The organism is Umezawaea sp. Da 62-37 (assembly GCF_032460545.1).
In the GTDB taxonomy this organism is placed as follows: domain Bacteria; phylum Actinomycetota; class Actinomycetes; order Mycobacteriales; family Pseudonocardiaceae; genus Umezawaea.
This window is the reverse complement of record NZ_CP135965.1, coordinates 6,215,966-6,232,713: the sequence shown is the minus strand read 5'-3', so window position 1 is coordinate 6,232,713 and position 16,748 is coordinate 6,215,966. Positions and strand designations below refer to the sequence as shown.

General features: G+C 71.0%; 16 protein-coding genes. 8 read left to right on the top strand and 8 right to left on the bottom strand.

All coding sequences use genetic code 11. The features are described from left to right. A complete protein-coding gene (locus RM788_RS28705) occupies nt 1–1,245 on the bottom strand; it encodes a hypothetical protein (protein ID WP_399340345.1) in 1,245 nt (414 codons plus the stop codon). 152 nt (nt 1,246–1,397) lie between these two features. Between RM788_RS28705 and RM788_RS28700 the strand changes: the two genes are divergently transcribed. Genes RM788_RS28700 through RM788_RS28680 form a run of 5 tightly spaced genes read left to right on the top strand, consistent with a single transcriptional unit; the run spans nt 1,398 to nt 4,831 of the window. Then, on the top strand, nt 1,398–2,039 hold the full coding sequence (locus RM788_RS28700; RefSeq protein WP_315934791.1) for a glycosyltransferase family 2 protein: 642 nt from the start codon (nt 1,398–1,400) through the stop codon (nt 2,037–2,039). Continuing rightward, nucleotides 2,036–2,704 (top strand): TIGR04282 family arsenosugar biosynthesis glycosyltransferase, encoded by a 669-nt coding sequence (locus RM788_RS28695; protein ID WP_315920782.1) that lies wholly within the window; start codon nt 2,036–2,038, stop codon nt 2,702–2,704. The genes RM788_RS28700 and RM788_RS28695 overlap by 4 nt, the downstream gene beginning before the upstream one ends. Continuing rightward, the gene (locus RM788_RS28690) at nt 2,701–3,315 is read left to right on the top strand and encodes a class I SAM-dependent methyltransferase (protein ID WP_315920780.1); all 615 of its coding nucleotides are present in this window, start codon (nt 2,701–2,703) and stop codon (nt 3,313–3,315) included. Before RM788_RS28695 ends, RM788_RS28690 begins: the two co-directional genes overlap by 4 nt. After that, entirely contained in the window at nt 3,312–4,418 is a 1,107-nt protein-coding gene (locus tag RM788_RS28685; protein ID WP_315920778.1) for a molybdopterin-dependent oxidoreductase, read from the top strand. The genes RM788_RS28690 and RM788_RS28685 overlap by 4 nt, the downstream gene beginning before the upstream one ends. Next, a complete protein-coding gene (locus tag RM788_RS28680) occupies nt 4,418–4,831 on the top strand; it encodes a hypothetical protein (RefSeq protein ID WP_315920777.1) in 414 nt (137 codons plus the stop codon). The genes RM788_RS28685 and RM788_RS28680 overlap by 1 nt, the downstream gene beginning before the upstream one ends. Nucleotides 4,832–4,970: 139 nt before the next feature. Here RM788_RS28680 and RM788_RS28675 read toward each other — a convergent pair whose 3' ends face one another. The 4 genes from RM788_RS28675 to RM788_RS28660 form a co-directional block, all read right to left on the bottom strand. Then, nucleotides 4,971–6,455, bottom strand: a complete 1,485-nt coding sequence (locus tag RM788_RS28675; protein ID WP_315920776.1) for a S1C family serine protease — start codon at nt 6,453–6,455, stop codon at nt 4,971–4,973. A gap of 154 nt (nt 6,456–6,609) precedes the next feature. After that, entirely contained in the window at nt 6,610–7,689 is a 1,080-nt protein-coding gene (galT, locus tag RM788_RS28670) for a galactose-1-phosphate uridylyltransferase (protein ID WP_315934790.1), read from the bottom strand. Between the two features lie 14 nt (nt 7,690–7,703). Further along, entirely contained in the window at nt 7,704–8,501 is a 798-nt protein-coding gene (locus RM788_RS28665; protein WP_315920775.1) for a DeoR/GlpR family DNA-binding transcription regulator, read from the bottom strand. A gap of 1 nt (nt 8,502) precedes the next feature. Beyond that, nucleotides 8,503–10,500 (bottom strand): beta-galactosidase, encoded by a 1,998-nt coding sequence (locus RM788_RS28660; RefSeq protein WP_315920774.1) that lies wholly within the window; start codon nt 10,498–10,500, stop codon nt 8,503–8,505. 272 nt (nt 10,501–10,772) lie between these two features. Between RM788_RS28660 and RM788_RS28655 the strand changes: the two genes are divergently transcribed. From RM788_RS28655 to RM788_RS28645, 3 genes are read left to right on the top strand one after another with little or no spacing between them, the layout of a single operon-like run. Beyond that, nucleotides 10,773–12,074 (top strand): ABC transporter substrate-binding protein, encoded by a 1,302-nt coding sequence (locus RM788_RS28655; RefSeq protein ID WP_315920773.1) that lies wholly within the window; start codon nt 10,773–10,775, stop codon nt 12,072–12,074. A gap of 4 nt (nt 12,075–12,078) precedes the next feature. Further along, entirely contained in the window at nt 12,079–13,044 is a 966-nt protein-coding gene (locus RM788_RS28650) for a carbohydrate ABC transporter permease (RefSeq protein ID WP_315920772.1), read from the top strand. Further along, entirely contained in the window at nt 13,041–13,925 is an 885-nt protein-coding gene (locus RM788_RS28645; protein ID WP_315920770.1) for a carbohydrate ABC transporter permease, read from the top strand. Before RM788_RS28650 ends, RM788_RS28645 begins: the two co-directional genes overlap by 4 nt. 36 nt (nt 13,926–13,961) lie before the next feature. On the opposite strand, the gene RM788_RS28640 is transcribed toward RM788_RS28645, so the two are convergent. The 3 genes from RM788_RS28640 to RM788_RS28630 all read right to left on the bottom strand — a co-directional run bounded on the left by RM788_RS28640 (nt 13,962) and on the right by RM788_RS28630 (nt 16,746). Beyond that, on the bottom strand, nt 13,962–15,365 hold the full coding sequence (locus RM788_RS28640; protein ID WP_399345107.1) for an ATP-binding protein: 1,404 nt from the start codon (nt 15,363–15,365) through the stop codon (nt 13,962–13,964). Then, entirely contained in the window at nt 15,365–16,060 is a 696-nt protein-coding gene (locus RM788_RS28635; protein ID WP_315920766.1) for a response regulator transcription factor, read from the bottom strand. Before RM788_RS28635 ends, RM788_RS28640 begins: the two co-directional genes overlap by 1 nt. A gap of 74 nt (nt 16,061–16,134) precedes the next feature. Continuing rightward, on the bottom strand, nt 16,135–16,746 hold the full coding sequence (locus tag RM788_RS28630; protein WP_315920764.1) for a trimeric intracellular cation channel family protein: 612 nt from the start codon (nt 16,744–16,746) through the stop codon (nt 16,135–16,137). Between the last annotated feature and the right edge of the window lie 2 nt (nt 16,747–16,748).

The following is a 16,748-nucleotide window of genomic DNA, read 5'->3' as shown; positions in this document are numbered from 1 at the left end:
TCACCAGTTCGTCAGCAGGAGGTGGTTGACCACCAGGGCCGTGCCCGCCTGCGCGGCGAGCCACGGTTTGCGCGAGGCGGCGGGCAGGAACGCGGTCGCGGCGGTCAGCCACGCGGTGAACGGTAGCCAGATCCGCTCGACTTCGGCCTTGCTGAGGCCGGACAGGTCCGCGAACAGCATCGCCGCGACGGCCGCGCCCGCCAGCCACGCCGCCGGGGAGCGGCGGATCCGCGCGAGTCCCGCGATCGGCGCGAGCCCGGCGGCCAGCACGGCCGCGGCCAGATTCGCCCACACCCAGTAGTAGTACACCCGCGAGGACGCGATGCCCTGGTAGTAGCGCTCGACCACCAGGTGGTAGCCGTCGAGCCACCAGAACCCGGCGGCCGCGAACGCCACCACGACGACCACGGCCCCGAGCACGGCCAGCCCCAGCGCCTTCCAGTCGCGCCAGGCCACGACCAGCGCGATCACGCCGACCAGCACCAGCCCGTAGGACAGGAAGATCCCGAGCCCGAGCAGCAGGCCCGCGAGCAGCGGACGGCCCAGCGCCAGCAGGGCGATGCCGCACGCGGTGACGCCCGCGAACATGCCGTCGGCGGACACCCCGATCCACACCGCGCCGGGGAACAGCGCGGCGAACGGCAGCACCGCGCGGGCGGCGGCCTCGTCGTTGCCCCAGGCGCGCAGCGCGACCGGCACGGCGACCGCCGTCAGCCCGCCGACCAGCACGCACAGCAGCGCCGCCCACGCCCCACCGGACAGCCCGATCCGGTCGAGCCCGACGAACGCGAGCAGCGCGCCCGGCGGGTGGCCGGACACGTGCGTGGTCCACGAGTCGGGCTGGTAGTCGAGGATCCGCGCGGAGAAGCCGCGCAGCATGGCACCGACGTCGGTCACGCCGGGCACCTCGTGCAGGTACTCGTCGGACGTGGTGAGCCTGCCCGCGAACCCGCGGTCCCAGCCGTCGACCAGCGCGAGCGAGACCGTCCACGCCACCGCGGTCCCGTAACCGGCGGCGAGCGCGCCCCGCCACGGCAGCCGGTCCGCCAGTTCCGGCCCCTTGGCCACGACGAGCACGGCGACCAGCAGCGCGAGCGGCGTGCCGACACCGACGTGCGGGAGCCAGTAGGCGAACAGCGGCGGGAAGCCCGCGAACGTGCGCTGCCCGCCGAGCAGCGCCCCGACGACGACGGCGAGGAGCACCAGAACCGCGGTCCCCAGGACCGTCCACCGGACACGCGACACGGGTTGGACCGTAGAGCAGGTCGGCACCGGTCACCGGCTGGGACGGGCATCCGTCAGACACCCGTAAGAAGTCGTCACCCGTCAGGATTCGGTAAGCGGTCAAGGGGTTTTGCCCGCCCGCCGAACGGTCGACTCTGTCCGGTGTGGACGAAATCGATGTGGTGCTCCCCTGCCTGGACGAAGCCGCGGCGCTGCCCGGCGTGCTGCGCGCGCTGCCTCCGGGCTTCCGCGCTCTGGTGGTCGACAACGGCTCCCGCGACGGCTCCCCGGAGGTGGCCGAGTCGCTCGGCGCGAGAGTGGTGCACGAGTCGCGCAAGGGTTACGGCGCGGCCGCGCACACCGGTGTCGAGCAGGCGCGGTCGGAGATCGTCTGCGTGCTCGACGCGGACGGCTCGCTCGACCCCCGGCAGCTGCCCGAACTGGTAGCGCTGGTGCGCGGTGGCGCGCGGATGGCCGTCGGGAGACGCGTGCCGACGACGATGGGCAGCTGGCCGTGGCACGCCAGGGCCGGGAACATGGTGCTCGCGGCCCTGCTGCGCGGCAAGGGCCTGCCGGTGCGCGACATCGCGCCCATGCGCGCGTTCCGCCGCCAGGACCTGCTCGACCTCGGCATCGAGGACCGCGCGTTCGGCTACCCGCTCGAACTGCTGCTGCGCGCCGGTGCGGCGGGCTGGCGCATCGAGGAGGTCGACGTCACCTACGGCCCGCGCGCGGCGGGCACGAAGTCGAAGGTCTCCGGTTCGGTGCGCGGCACGATGCGGGCCGTCCGCGACATGGCGGGGGTGCTGCGATGACCGCCCGCGTCTCGATCCTCGTGGTGGCCAAGGCCCCGGTGCCCGGCCTGGCCAAGACCAGGCTGAGCCCCGCCGTGCCACCGGAGCAGGCCGCGGACATCGCCGCCGCGTCGCTGCTGGACACCCTCGACGCCGTGCTCGCCACGCCCGGCGCGATCCCCGTGGTCGCCATGACGGGCGACCTGGCCGCGGCCAAGCGGTCCGACGAGCTGCGGGCCCTGCTGCGGCGCGCGATCGTGGTGCCGCAACGGGGTGTCGACTTCGCCACCCGGCTGGCCAACGCGCACGCCGACGTGGCGCACCTGAACGCGGGCCTGCCGGTGTTCCAGATCGGCATGGACACCCCGCAGGTGACCGCCGAGCTGCTGGACCGGTGCGTCGGGTCCATGCGGCACGTCGACGGCGTGCTGGGCCCGGCGACCGACGGCGGCTGGTGGGCGCTCGGCCTGCGCGACGGCCACCAGGCGGGCGCGCTGCGCACGGTCCCCATGTCCCGCGACGACACCGGCGCGCTCACAGCCGCCGCGCTGCGCGGTCGCGGCCTGAGGCTCGGGCGGCTCCCCGAACTGTCCGATGTGGACGACATGGGCACCGCGCTGGAGGTGGCGGCGGCGCTGCCGGGCAGCCGGTTCGCCGAGGCGCTGCTCGTGGGGGCGCTGCGATGACCGCGTTCGACGTGGGACTGCGCGGCGACCGGTGCTGGCTCGACCTCGGCGGAGGGACGCGGATCGACATGCCGATCACCCGGTGGCACGACGACGCCGACGACGCGGACAGGGTGCTGGTGGACGCGTGCGCCGGGCCGACCATCGACCTCGGCTGCGGCCCCGGCAGGCTGGTCGCGGCGCTGGTGGAACGCGGGATCGTCGCGCTGGGCGTGGACAACTCCGAGGTCGCCATCTCGCTCACGCAGTCGCGCGGCGGCCCGGCGCTGCACCGCGACCTGTTCAAGCCGCTGCCCGGTGAGGGGCGGTGGTCGCACGTGCTGCTGGCCGACGGGAACATCGGCATCGGCGGCGACCCGGCCGCCCTGCTGCGCCGGGCGCGGATGTTGTTGCACGGCAGGGGAACCGTCCTGGTCGAGGTCGACCCGCCCGGCTGCGGGCTGCGGCGGGAACGCGCCCGCGTCGGCGGCGAGGACTCGTGGGGCACGTGGTTCGACTGGGCCTGGCTCGACCCCGACGCGCTGGAAGCGGCGGCGGGGTCCGCCGGGTTCCGGATCCGCTGGCTGGCGGAGCGGTCCGGCCGCTGGTTCGCCGAACTGGAGCAGTCGTGAAGCTGCCCGTGAGACCACCGGAGGAAGCCGACTTCACCAGTCCCACCCACGGCCCGCGCGTCTCGGCGCGGATCGGGCTGTGGCTGGGGATCGCGTTCGGGCTGTGCTTCGCCACCGGGCTGATCAGCCACGGCATCCAGCACCCCGCCGCGTGGTTCACCTGGCCGTCCAGGCCGGTCAACCTGTACCGGATCACCCAGGGCGTCCACGTCACGTCCGGGGTCGCCGCGATCCCGTTGCTGCTGGCCAAGCTGTGGAGCGTGTACCCGAAGCTGTTCGGGAAGCCCGTGGTGCGCTCGGTGCCGCACGCGCTGGAGCGCGCGTCCATCTTCGTGCTGATCGGCGCCTCGTTCTTCGAGCTGCTGACCGGCGTGTTCAACGTCGCCCAGAACTACCCGTGGGCGTTCTTCTTCCCCACGGCCCACTACGCGGTCGCCTACGTCGTGACCGGCGCGCTGCTGGTGCACATCGCGGTGAAGCTGCCGGTGATCCGGGAGGCGCTGACCAGGACGACCGAAGAGCCGAAGCCCGCCACCGGAGCCCTGAGCAGGCGCGGTTTCCTGCTCACCACGGGCGGGGCCGCGGGTGTCGCCGTGCTCGCGACGATCGGCGGCACGGTGCCGTGGTTCCGGGGCGTCTCGGTGCTCGGGTCGCGCTCGGCGTCCGGGGTGCCGGTCAACCGACTGGCCAAGGCCGCCGGCGTGTCCACCGCGGACTCGTCGTGGCGGCTGCGGGTCGGTGACGCGGAGTTCACGCTCGACGAGCTGCGCGCCATGCCGCAGACCACCGCCGAGCTGCCGATCGCCTGCGTCGAGGGCTGGAGCGCGACCGCCACGTGGACCGGGGTTCCGGTCGCGGACCTGCTGGAACGGGTCGGGGCACCCGCCGGGAGCGCGGTCAGGGTCGAGTCGCTGGAGAAGGACGGGCTCTACCGGTCGACCACGCTGCCCGGCACGCACACCGCGGACCCGCTGACGCTGCTGGCGCTGCGGATGAACGGCGGGACGCTGACGCTCGACCACGGGTACCCGTGCAGGCTCATCGCGCCGAGCAGGCCCGGTGTGCTCCAGACCAAGTGGGTCTCCCGGCTGGAGGTGCTGTGATGCGGTGGGTGATCGGCGCGCTCGGGATCGGGCTGCTCGGCTGGGGCGCGGTGCTGCTGGTGCCGGTGGCGTTCGACAGCCCGTTGACGCTCGGCGGCTGGCTGGTCGGCGGCCCGGTCCTGCACGACGCCGTCCTGGCGCCCGCCGTCGGCGTCGGCGGGGTGCTGATCGCCCGTGTGCTGCCGAAGCCGTGGCGCGCGCCGGTCGGCGCCGGGCTGGTGGTGAGCGGGATCCTCGTCGCGCTGGCCGTCCCGTACCTGTGGCGGGCCCACTCCGGCCCCGTCACGCCGGGGCTGCACGACCGCCCGTACCTCGCGGGTCTGCTGATCGCGCTGGCCGTGGTGTGGGCGGTGGTCGTGGTCGTGGGGCTCGTGTCAGGTCGGAGACGTGAAAACACCCCGGCCGCGTCATGACAGGTGAGGGGTGCCTGTCATGACGCGGCCGGGGTGTTCGGGTTCCTGTCGCCGGGACGCTCCGCTCTCCCTGCGTTCCTGTTCCCGCGCCGGGAACCCGACCCGGCGCGAGGGGCGATCGCGCCGGGAGTCTTCGGTGCTACTTCGGTTCCACGACCTGGCTGCCGAGGGTGACGTCCACCTTCTGGCTGTCGCCGACGGTGAGCGTGACCTTGTCGTTGGGGGCCTTGGACCGGACCGCCGCGACCAGCGCGTCGGAGGTGTCGATCTTGCGGTCGTCGAACTTGGTGATCACGTCACCGGACTTGATGCCCGCCTTCTCGGCCGCGCCGCCCGCCGTGACCTCGCTGACGACCGCGCCGCCGCTCTCGTTGTCCTTCACCGAGACGCCGAGGACGGTCTGGGTGGCCTTGCCGTTGTCGGTGATCTCCTTGGCCGTGCGCCTGGCCTGGTCGATCGGGATGGCGAAGCCGATGCCGACCGAGCCGCCCTGCGTCTGCTGGGTGGAGTTCGGGCTGTAGATCGCGGAGTTGATGCCGATGACCTGGCCCTGCATGTTCACCAGCGGGCCACCGGAGTTGCCGGGGTTGATCGCCGCGTCGGTCTGGATGGCATCCAGCACGGACGCCTGGGTGCCCGTCTCGCCACCGGCCCGCACCGGGCGGTTGAGGGAGCTGACGATGCCGGAGGTCACGGTGCCCTGGAGGTCGAACGGCGACCCGATGGCCACGACCTGCTGGCCCACCTTGAGGTCACCGGAGTTGCCGAGTTCCGCGGTCGGCAGGCCGCTCACGTCCGCCGCCTTCACCACGGCCAGGTCGGAGTTCGGGTCGCGGCCGACGATCGTCGCCGTCGTGGTCTTGCCGTCCTGGAACACGACCTTGATCTGGCCGGACGCGGCGGCGCCCTCGACCACGTGGTTGTTGGTGAGGATCGAGCCGTCCGAGCTGATCACGATGCCCGAACCCTCGCCCTCGGCCAGTTGGAGCTGGACCACCGACGGCAGCACGCTCTGCGCGACGCTCTCGATGGACCCCGCGGGGGCGTTGCTGCTCTGCTGGGCGGGCTTCGGCGCGTTGAGCGCGTTCGCCACCGGCTGGTGGTCGGCCGCGGCCTGGTAGCCGATGTAACCGCCGATGCCACCGGACAGCGCGCCCACGGCGAGGACCAGGGCGGCGACACCCGCGACCACCTTGCCGCGGCCCGCCTTCTTCGGCGGCTGCGGCGCGTACGGGTAGGACGTGCCGGGCGGGGCGTAGTACGGCCCGGCTTGCGCGGGAACGCCGTGCTGGGGCGTCCCCATCTGGGCGGTCTGCGGATTCCCGAGCAGCGGGTTCCCGTGCTCCGAATTCCCGTGCTCCGGGGTAGGTGTCCCCGGCTGGCCAGGCGCCCCCTGCAAAGCGCCTGGCTGGCCGGGGTCCGGCTGTCCAGCACCCTGCTGCTGGAAACCGGGGATGGCATGACCTGAGGACGCCTGCCAGGCGTCCTGCTGGGGGGTCGCAGGAGCGTTGGCGGCCCACGGACTCGGCGGCGAGCTCGGCACGGCAGTGGGGGTCTGCTGCGGCGGCTGCGGCGCCTCGGGCTGAGGCTTGTCCTCGGCGGCACCGTGGTTGTTCTCGGTCATGCCCATACTGTGCGGTGCCCGCCTGAGAGAACCCTTAAACGGACCTGGGCATCACGTGTGAGTAATTTCAGGCCATCGGGCGACACCCTTTTCGCCCCACTGCGTCGAATGCGAAAACCCGTTCACCCGCGCAGGCGTTCACCCCCGCAGGCGTTCACCCGCGCAGGCGTTCGGCGATCTGCTCCGGCGTCACGTCGTTGATCCACACGCCCATGCCCGACTCGGACCCCGCCAGGTACTTCAGCTTGTCCTTGGTGCGCAGCACGGAGAACACCTCCAGGTGCAGCCACGCGAGGTCGCGCCCCGTGCGCACGGGCGCCTGGTGCCACGCGGCGATGTAGGGCAGCTGGCGGTCGTACAGGGCGTCCATGAGGCGCAGCACGCGCAGGTAGAGGTCGGCGAAGTCGTCGCGCTCGGCGTCGGTCAGCGCGGGCAGGTCCGGCACCTGGCGGTGCGGCACCACGTGCACCTCGACGGGCCAGCGCGCCGCGGCGGGCACGAACGCCGTCCAGTGCTCGCCCTCGGCGACGATCCGGGTGCCCACCGCGCGTTCGGCCGCCAGCACGTCACCCATCACGTGCGTGCCGTGCTCGGCGAAGTACTCGCCCGCGACGGACAGCATCCGCTCGGTCTTGGGCGTGACGAACGGGTACCCGTAGATCTGGCCGTGCGGGTGGTGCAGCGTGACACCGATCTCCTCGCCGCGGTTCTCGAACGGGAACACCTGCGCCACACCGGGAATCCGGCCGAACGCCTCCGTGCGGTCGGCCCACACGTCCATGACGGTGCGCACCCGGTGCGGGGTGAGCTGCCCGAACGACGTGTTGTGGTCGGAGGTGAAGCAGACGACCTCGCAGCGGCCGCGGCCGGCGGCGCGCGCGACCATGCCCATGCCGTCCACAGTGGACGGCACCTCCGGCACGTCCTCGGCGAAGGAGGGGAAGCGGTTCTCGAACACGGCGACGTCGTAGCTCGACTCGGGGATCTCGGTCGGCTTGCCCGGCGACGTGGGGCACAGCGGGCACAGATCCGCGGGCGGCTTGTAGGTGCGGGTCTGGCGGTGCGCGGCCATCGCCACCCACTCACCGGTCAGCGGGTCGCGCCGGACCTCCGAATGCGGCTGCGACGGCGGCAGGTCCCTGGTGTCGACCGCCGTGCGCGGTGGCGCGTCCGGGCTGTCGTCGAAGTAGACGATCTCCCGACCGTCCGCCAGCTTCGCCGCGGTCCGCCGCAACTCCGACGCTTCCTTCACGCGAGTTCCTCTCCCCTTCCGGGCACGTGCGAGAGCACGAGTTCCCCGACCTGCTCGACCAGGATCGCCTTGGCGTCGTCCGCCAGGCCCTCGTCGGTGACCAGCACATCCGCTTCGTCGAGATCCGCGATGGTGGAGATGCCGACCGTGCCCCACTTGGTGTGGTCGGCGACCACCACGACCCGGCCCGCCGCGTCCACCAGGGCGCGGTCGGTCTCGCTCTCGTTCAGGTTGGGGGTGGTGAAGCCCGAGCGCTCGGCCATGCCGTGCACGCCGAGGAACACCACGTCCAGGTGCAGCGACCGCAGCGCCTGCACGGCGACCGGCCCCACCAGCGCGTCCGACGGCGTGCGCACGCCGCCGGTGAGCACGACCGTGCGGTCGGTGCGCCCGCCCTGCTGGAGCACGTCGGCGACGCGGATGGAGTTCGTGACGACGGTGAGGTCGGGGATGTCCTCCAGGAACCTGGCCAGCGTCCACGTCGTGGTGCCCGCGGACAGCCCGATCGCGGTGCCCGGCCGCACCAGGGCGGCGGCCTGCCGGGCGATGGCCTCCTTCTCCGGGAGCTGCCGCACCGACTTGGCCTCGAACCCCGGCTCGTCGGTGCTGCGCCCGACCACGGAGGTCGCCCCGCCGTACACCTTCTCGATCACGCCCCGCGCGGCCAGCACGTCCAGGTCGCGGCGGATGGTCATGTCCGAGACGCCGAGGCGCACGACCAGGTCGCTCACCCGCACAGCGCCGGTCCGGCGGATCTCCTCGAGGATCACCGCTTGTCGTTGCCGAGCCAGCACCTCACACCTCTTCCCTCAGCACGACGACCGCCCCGGCGGGGACCACCAGCGAGGAGTCGACCCGGCTGCCGGACAGCAGTTCGACCCCGGTCGCGGGCAGGGTGACGTCGTGCTCCTCGTGGTTGACCGCGACCAGCCACGATACGGCTTCAGCGCCCCCCGCACCCCTTCGACGAACGATCTCCAGGCCGGGGGCCGCCGGTACGCCCGCGCGTTCCAGCACGGCGTCGACCAGTCGTCGCAGCCCGTCGTCGCCGAGGCCGCAGGCGAGGTACCAGGCGGTGCCCGCGCCGTGCCGGTTGCGGGTCACCGCGGGGACGCCGGGCAGCGGGCCGTCGGCGTAGGCGGACACGACCTCCGCGCCCGCGGTGCGCAGCAGCTCGGTCCAGACCGTGGCGACACCGCCGTCGTCGAGCCGGACCTCCTCGTCCTCCCGCAGCGGGAAGAACTCCTCGGTGCGGACGCCGAGCAGGTCGCGGAACGCGCCGGGGTGGCCGCCGAGCCGCACGTGGCCGCGTTCGTCGGTGAGGCCGGACATGTAGGTGACGAGCACGTGCCCGCCGCCCTCGACGTAGTCGGCGATCCCCGCGGCGTCGGCGTCGGTCACCGCGTACAGGGCGGGCACGACGACCAGCCGGTAGGACGAGAGGTCCGCCGACGGCGGCACGAAGTCGACCGTGACGCCCGCGGCCCACAGCTGCCGGTACAGCGAGAACACGGTGTCCTGGTAGGAGAAGTCCTGCGTGGGGTGGGCCTGCTGACCGGAGAGCCAGCGGGACTGCCAGTCGTAGACGATCGCGACGGAGGCGTCCACAGTGGACCCGAGCAGCTCGTCCAGCTTCGCGTACTCGGCGCCCACCTCGCACACCTCGCGGTACACCTTGGTGTCGGTGCCAGCGTGCGGGACCATCGCGGAGTGGTAGCGCTCGGCGCCCGCCCTGGACTGGCGCCACTGGAAGAACAGCGTGCCGTCGGCGCCGCGGGCGGTGTGCGCGAAGGAGTGGCGGCGCATCTCGCCGGGCAGCTTGGCGATGTTGCGCGGCTGCCAGTTCACCGCGGACGTGGAGTGCTCCATCAGCAGCCACGGCCGCCCGCCCGCGAGACCGCGGGTCAGGTCGGCGGCCATGGCCAGCTCGACGTGCCGCTCCGCGCTCTCCGAGCGGGTGTAGTGGTCGTTGGAGACGAAGTCGACCTCGGCGGCCCACGCCCAGTAGTCGAGGGCGTCGAACGTCCAGCCCACCATGAAGTTCGTGGTGACCGGGACGCCGGGAGTGGTCGCGCGCAGGACGTCGCGCTCGGCCTTGTACAGCTCCAGCAGCGCGTCCGAGCAGAACCGGTCGAAGTCCAGCAGGTGCCCCGGATTCCCGAAGGTCGGCGTCACCCTCGGCGGCAGGATCTGGTCCCACGCCGTGTAGTGCTGGCTCCAGAACGCCGTCGCCCAGGCCTCGTTCAGCGCGTCGAGGTCGCCGTGGCGGTGGCGCAGCCACTCGCGGAACGCCTCCGCGCACACGTCGCAGTAGCAGCGGGCGACGTGGCAGCCGTACTCGTTGCCGACGTGCCACGCGGCCAGCGCGGGGTGGTCGCGGTACCGCTGGGCCAGCGCGGTCGCCAGCGCGACGGCCTTGGCGCGGTAGACCGGTGAACTCGGGCAGTACTCCTGCCGCGAACCGTGGGAGTACCGGGTGCCGTCGGCCCGCTGCGGCAGCATCTCCGGGTGGGCCGTGGTGAGCCACGGCGGCGGCGACGCGGTCGCGGTCGCCAGGTCGACCCGCACACCGCCCTCGTGCAGCAGGTCGAGCACCCGGTCGAGCCAGCCGAAGTCGTACTCGCCGTCGGCCCTCTCGATCAGCGCCCACGAGAAGATGCCGACGCTGACCAGGTTCACCCCGGCGCGGCGCATCAACTCGACGTCCTCGGCCCACACGTGCTCAGGCCACTGTTCGGGGTTGTAGTCCGCGCCCCAAGCAAGGCCGCGCATACCTGAGGGCCAACTGGTCATGGCCGCAAGGGTGTCTGAAACCCACCCGCAACGTCAACACACTCCAACAAGATCGCCCGTTTGGGTCTGTTGGACCTCGTGAGCAGCCCCAAAGATCCATTTGTCGCGTTTTTACAACGTTGTACCAGGTAGGCGCCCCATTTTTACAACGTTGTACCGGGTTAACGGCTTTGTAACAGGCCTTGACAGCGGGTGTGGTGGACGCAACATTATGCGCAACTTTGTTTGACTCCGTGTTCGGTTGGTTTGGTCGAGTGTCCTCAGGAGCAACGATGGTCCGGTACACGCCCAGTTCGCAGTCCATGCATCCCCTCCTCGGCCGCAGGGCCGTGCTCCGAGGACTGCTCCTGTCCGCGGGCATCGCGGCGGTGCCGGGGCTGGCCGCCTGCGGCGGTTCCGACTCGGGCTCCTCCAACGGCACGGTCACCTTCGGCAACAACCTGTCCGACCAGGTGCCGAAGGACGCGATCACCGCGGCGCTGAAGGGCTTCGACACCGACGCCCTGAAGATCACGATCAACACCAAGCAGCACGAGCAGTACCAGGAGCAGATCAACAACTACCTCCAGGGCAAGCCGGACGACGTGCTCGCCTGGTTCGCCGGCTACCGGATGCGCTTCTTCGCGGAGAAGGGCCTCACCGGCGACCTCACCGACCTGTGGGGCGGGCTCGGCGACAACTACGCCCCCGCGCTCAAGGAGGCGTCGACCGCCAAGGACGGCAAGCAGTACTTCGTGCCGTTCACCCAGTACCCGTGGGGCGTGTTCTACCTCAAGAGCGTGTGGACCCAGCGCGGCTACGCGGTCCCGAAGACGCTCGACGAGTTCGTCGCGCTGTCCACGAAGATGAAGGCCGACGGCCTGAACCCGATCGCCTTCGCCCAGAAGCAGGGCTGGCCGGGCATGGGCACGTTCGACCAGTTGAACTTCCGCACCAACGGCTACCAGTTCCACGTCGACCTCATGGCCGGCAAGGAGGACTGGCAGGGCGCGAAGGTGCGCGCGGTGTTCGACACCTGGAAGCGCCTGCTGCCGTTCCACCAGGAGAACGCGCTCGGCCGCGAGTGGCAGGAGGCCGCGCAGAGCGTCCAGCAGGGCAAGTCCGGCATGTACGTGCTCGGCACGTTCATCGGCCAGCAGTTCAAGGGCCAGGAGGACGACCTCGACTTCTTCGCGTTCCCGGAGATCAACTCCGAGTTCGGCCAGGACACGGTCGAGGCGCCCATCGACGGCTACATGATGGCCAAGAACCCGAAGAACCCCGAGGGCGCGAAGAAGCTCCTGGAGTACCTGGCGAAGCCCGAGACGCAGCTCGAGTACCTCAAGTCCGACCCGTCGTCGATCGCCACCAGCACCAAGGCCGACACCTCCGGCTACACGGCGCTCCAGAAGAAGGCCGTCGAGGTCATCAAGAACGCCAAGCACATCACCCAGTTCCTCGACCGCGACACCGACCCGCGGTTCGCCAGCGACGCGGCGACCAACGGCCTGAACGCGTTCATCCAGAACCCGGACGACATCGACACCGTGCTCAAGGGCATGGCCGACCAGGCCAAGACGATCTTCACGGGGTGACGAGTTGACCGCGTTGACCGACAAGACCGCCCGCGAGGAGCCGAAGTCCCCGGCTCCCCGCGGGCGGGCCCGCCGCAAGCGGGCGACCGCGCTGGCCGGCGGTGACAAGCTGGTGCTCGGCCTGATGCTGGGCATCCCGACCCTGTTCCACGTCCTGCTGGTGTGGCTGCCGTCGCTGGGGTCGGTCGCGCTGTCGTTCAGCTCGTGGGACGGCATCGGCGGGTTCGAGGACATCAAGTGGGTGGGCGTCCAGAACTACGTGGACATCTTCACCCACTACCCGCGGTTCTGGCCCGCGTTGCAGCACAACCTGATCTGGCTGGTGTTCCTGCTCGTCGTGCCGACGACGGCCGGGCTGTTCCTCGCGGTGCTGCTGGACCGCAAGCTCCGGTTCGGCTCGATCTACCAGAGCGCGCTGTACCTGCCGATGGTGCTGTCGCTCGCGCTGGTCGGCTTCATCTGGCAGCTGATCTACCAGCCGGAGCAGGGCCTGCTGAACAACCTGCTGGGCACCGCGGACACCGACCCGACCAACTGGCTCGGCGACCCGAAGATCAACATCTACGCGGTGCTGGTCGCCGCGGCCTGGCGGCACACCGGCTACATCATGCTGCTGTACTTGGCGGGCCTGAAGTCCGTCGACCCGGCGCTGAAGGAAGCCGCGGCGCTCGACGGCGCGAACTCCTTCCAGACGTTCACCAAGGTCACCTTCCCGGTGCTCAAGCCGGTGAACATCGTCGTGCTGGTGGTGACCGTGATCGAGTCGCTGCGCGCGTTCGACATCGTCTACGTCATCAACAAGGGGCGCAACGGGTTGGAGCTGCTGTCGGTGCTGGTGACCGACAACATCATCGGCGAGTCGAGCCGGATCGGCTGGGGCTCCGCGCTCGCGGTGATCCTGCTGCTCATCTCGCTCGGCTTCATCATCACCTACCTGTACCAGGTGTTCAGCAAGGAGAACCGCGCGTGACCACCGCACTCCCCGCACGCAAGGCTCCGCTGCGACCCGGTCGGGTGGTGCTGCACGTCTTCCTCGTGCTCACCTGCCTGACGACGCTGGCCCCGCTGCTGTGGGCGGTCTACGCGTCGCTGCGCACCTACGACGACACCTCCCGCAACGGGTACTTCTCGTTCCCGGAAAGCCTGACGCTGGACAACTTCAGCAACGCGTGGACGACCGGCGACCTGCCGCACTACTACCTCAACACGCTGTTCATCACGCTGCCCGCGGTCGTGGTCACGCTGCTGCTCAGCTCGATGGTCGCGTTCGGCGTGTCCCGGTTCAGCTTCAGGTTCAACCTCGCGCTGCTGATGCTGTTCACCGCGGGCAACCTGCTGCCGCAGCAGGTCATCGTCACCCCGCTGTGGCGGCTGTACCGGCTGATCGAACTGCCGGAGTGGATGAGCGACAGCGGTTCGCTGATCGACACCCAGATCGGCGTGATCATGATCCACATCGCGTTCCAGATCGGGTTCTGCACGTTCGTCCTCAGCAACTACATGAAGACGATCCCGCACGAGCTGACCGAGGCGGCGCGGGTGGACGGCGCCAGCGTGTTCCGGCAGTACTGGCAGGTGATCCTACCGCTGTGCAGGCCCGCGCTGGCGGCGCTGGCGACGCTGGAGTTCACCTGGATCTACAACGACTTCCTGTGGGCGCTGGTGCTGATCCAGACCGGGGACAAGATGCCGATCACCTCTGCGTTGCAGAACCTGAAGGGGACGTTCTTCACGGACAACAACCTGGTGGCGGCGGGGTCGTTGCTGGTGGCGCTGCCGACGCTGGTGGTGTTCTTCACGTTGCAGCGGCAGTTCGTGGGCGGTCTGACCCTGGGGTCCACGAAGGGGTAGTCCGGGCCCGGCGGGACTCGGGTTCCGAGTCCCGCCCTACGGCCTGCCCGGCAGGCGCATCGCGAACAGCGCGCCGCCCTCGGGCGCGCGGCCCGTGTAGGCCATGCCGCCGTGCCGTTCCGCCGCCTGCTTCACGATCGCCAGTCCCAGCCCCGAACCCGGCAGGGTCCTGGCCTCGGAGGAGCGGTAGAAGCGCTCGAAGACGTGCGGCACGTCGGTGTCGGCGATCCCCGGACCGGAATCGGCCACCTCGACGACCGCGCTGCCGTCGCCCAACTGCTTGATCTCCAGGCGCACGACGCCGTCGTCGGGGCTGAACTTCACGGCGTTGTCGAGCAGGTTGAGGACGGCGCGTTCCAGTGAGTTCGAGTCGCCGAGCAGTGACCACGGTTGCAGGCGGACGTCGAACTTCACGTGGGTGACCGCCCTCCGCCGGGCGCGGTCCAGTGCGCGTTCGACGACCTCGATCAGGTCGACCGGCTCCTGCACGACCTGCGGGGCGTCCTCGCGGGCCAGTTCCACCAGGTCGCCGATCAGGGTCGTGAGCTCGTCCAGTTGGGCGCGCACGTCGTCGTTGATCTCGGCCTTGTCCACATCGGACAGCGTGGGGGCGTTGGGGCGCTCGGAGGCGAGCAGCAGTTCCAGGTTGGTCCGCATCGACGTCAGCGGGGTGCGCAGTTCGTGCCCGGCGTCGGCGACCAGCCGCCGCTGCCTCTCCTGCGACTCCGCCACGGCCCCCAACATGGCGTTGAACCTCTGCGTCAGCCTCGCGAGCTCGTCGTCCCCCGTCACGGGGATGGGTCTGAGGTCGCCGGTCATGGCGACCCGTTCGGTGGCCTCGGTGAGCCGTTGCACGGGACGGAGTCCGGTGCGCGCGACGGCCGTCCCGGCGCCCGCGGCGATGAGCACGCCGAGGCCGCTGATCACGAACAGCACGACGTTGAGCTTGCCGAGGGTGCCGCGCAGCGGTTTCATGGACTGCGCGATGACCATGGCCTGGCCGATCCCGTACTTCTTCGAGATGACGCGGAACTCGGTGCGGTCGTCGGTCCAGATGTTCTCGTCCCGCTCGCCCTTGGCGACCTCGATGTCGAGGCTGTTGGTGGGCGGCGGCGTGGCGCCCTTCGCGTACAGGATCCGCCCGGAGTCGTCGAGCAGCCCGATGCGGATGTCGCCCGCCACCAGGAACGCGCCGGGGAACGACTGGACGTCCTGGCCGCCCTGCACCAACGGCGTGGCGATCGCGTCGCTGACCCGCTGCCGGAGCGTCTCGTCCAGCTGGGTGTACAGGTTCTGGCTCACCGTCATGTAGGCGCCGAGCGAGACCATCGCCACGACGCCCGCGACGCAGAACGCCGCCAGCAGCGTCACCCTGGCCCGCAGCGAGACCCGCTGGAACCTCCCCGTGGCGAGGACGTCGTGCGACGGTGGGGCGCTGATCACGGAGGCGTCTCCCGCAGCACGTAGCCGACGCCGCGCACCGTGTGCAGCAGCCGGGACTCGCCCTCCAACTCGGTCTTGCGCCGCAGGTACCCGACGTAGACCTCCAGCGCGTTGCCGGAGGTCGGGAAGTCGTAGCCCCAGACGTCCTCGAGGATGCGGCCGCGGGTCAGCACCTGCTTGGGGTGGGCCAGGAACAGCTCCAGCAGGGCGAACTCGGTGCGGGTGAGGCTGATGGGACGGTCGCCGCGGCGCACGTCGCGGGTGCCGGGGTCGAGTTCCAGGTCGGCGAACTTCAGCGTCGCGCGGGCGCGTTCGGACTCGTCCTGCTCGTTCGAGGCGCGGCGCAGCAGCGCCCGCAGCCGGGCCAGCAGCTCCTCCAGCGCGAACGGCTTGGGCAGGTAATCGTCGGCGCCGGCGTCCAGGCCGGACACCCGGTCCGACACCGCGTCGCGGGCGGTCAGCACCAGGATCGGCAGGTCGTCGCCGGTGCTCCGCAGCCTGCGGCACACCTCGAGCCCGTCGAGCCTGGGCATCATCACGTCCAGGACCATCGCGTCCGGTCGGGCCGACGTCACCGACTCGAGCGCCTGCTGGCCGTCGCCGGCAGTGTCCACCTGGTAGCCGTTGAATTGCAGTGAGCGGCGTAGCGACTCACGCACGGCCCGGTCGTCGTCGACAACAAGGATGCGCATGGGCCCCAGTCTTGTCCCTCGGCCTGAGAGGCGCCTGAGAAGGGACCCAACAAACGATGTGAACTACCCGTGAGTTAGGCGTCCAAACCGTGGGCGACGGGGGCGTTCCACTTCCGCCACAGCGCCAGCAGCCGCACGGCCACCACCAGCGCCGACCCGGCCAGCGCCACCGGGCCCTCCGGCAGGCCCAGCACGCTGCCGCCCGCGACCACCAGGCAGCCGAGCAGCGCCGCCACCGCGTAGATCTCGCGGCGCAGGACCAGCGGGATCTCGCGCAGCAGCACGTCCCGCATCGCTCCCCCGCCGATGCCCGTGGTCATGCCGATCAGGCACGCCGTGTACGGCGGGGCGCCCAGCGCGAGCGCGGTCGACGTGCCGCCGGTGACGAACAGCCCGAGGCCGATCGCGTCCAGCAGCTGCACGGCCCGGCGCAGCTTCGCGACCTGCGGGTGGAACGTGAACACCAGCAGCCCCGTCAGCGCCGGGACCAGCAGGTACGGCCACTTGGTCAGGCTGGTCGGCGGGTGCACGCCGAGCAGCACGTCCCGGATCACGCCGCCGCCGAGCGCGGTCGCCAGCGCCACCACGGTCACCCCGAACACGTCGAGCCGCGCGCGGACCGCCGCGAGGGCGCCGGAGGCCGCGAACACGGCGATGCCGACCAGTTCCAGGATGACGAGGAGCACGA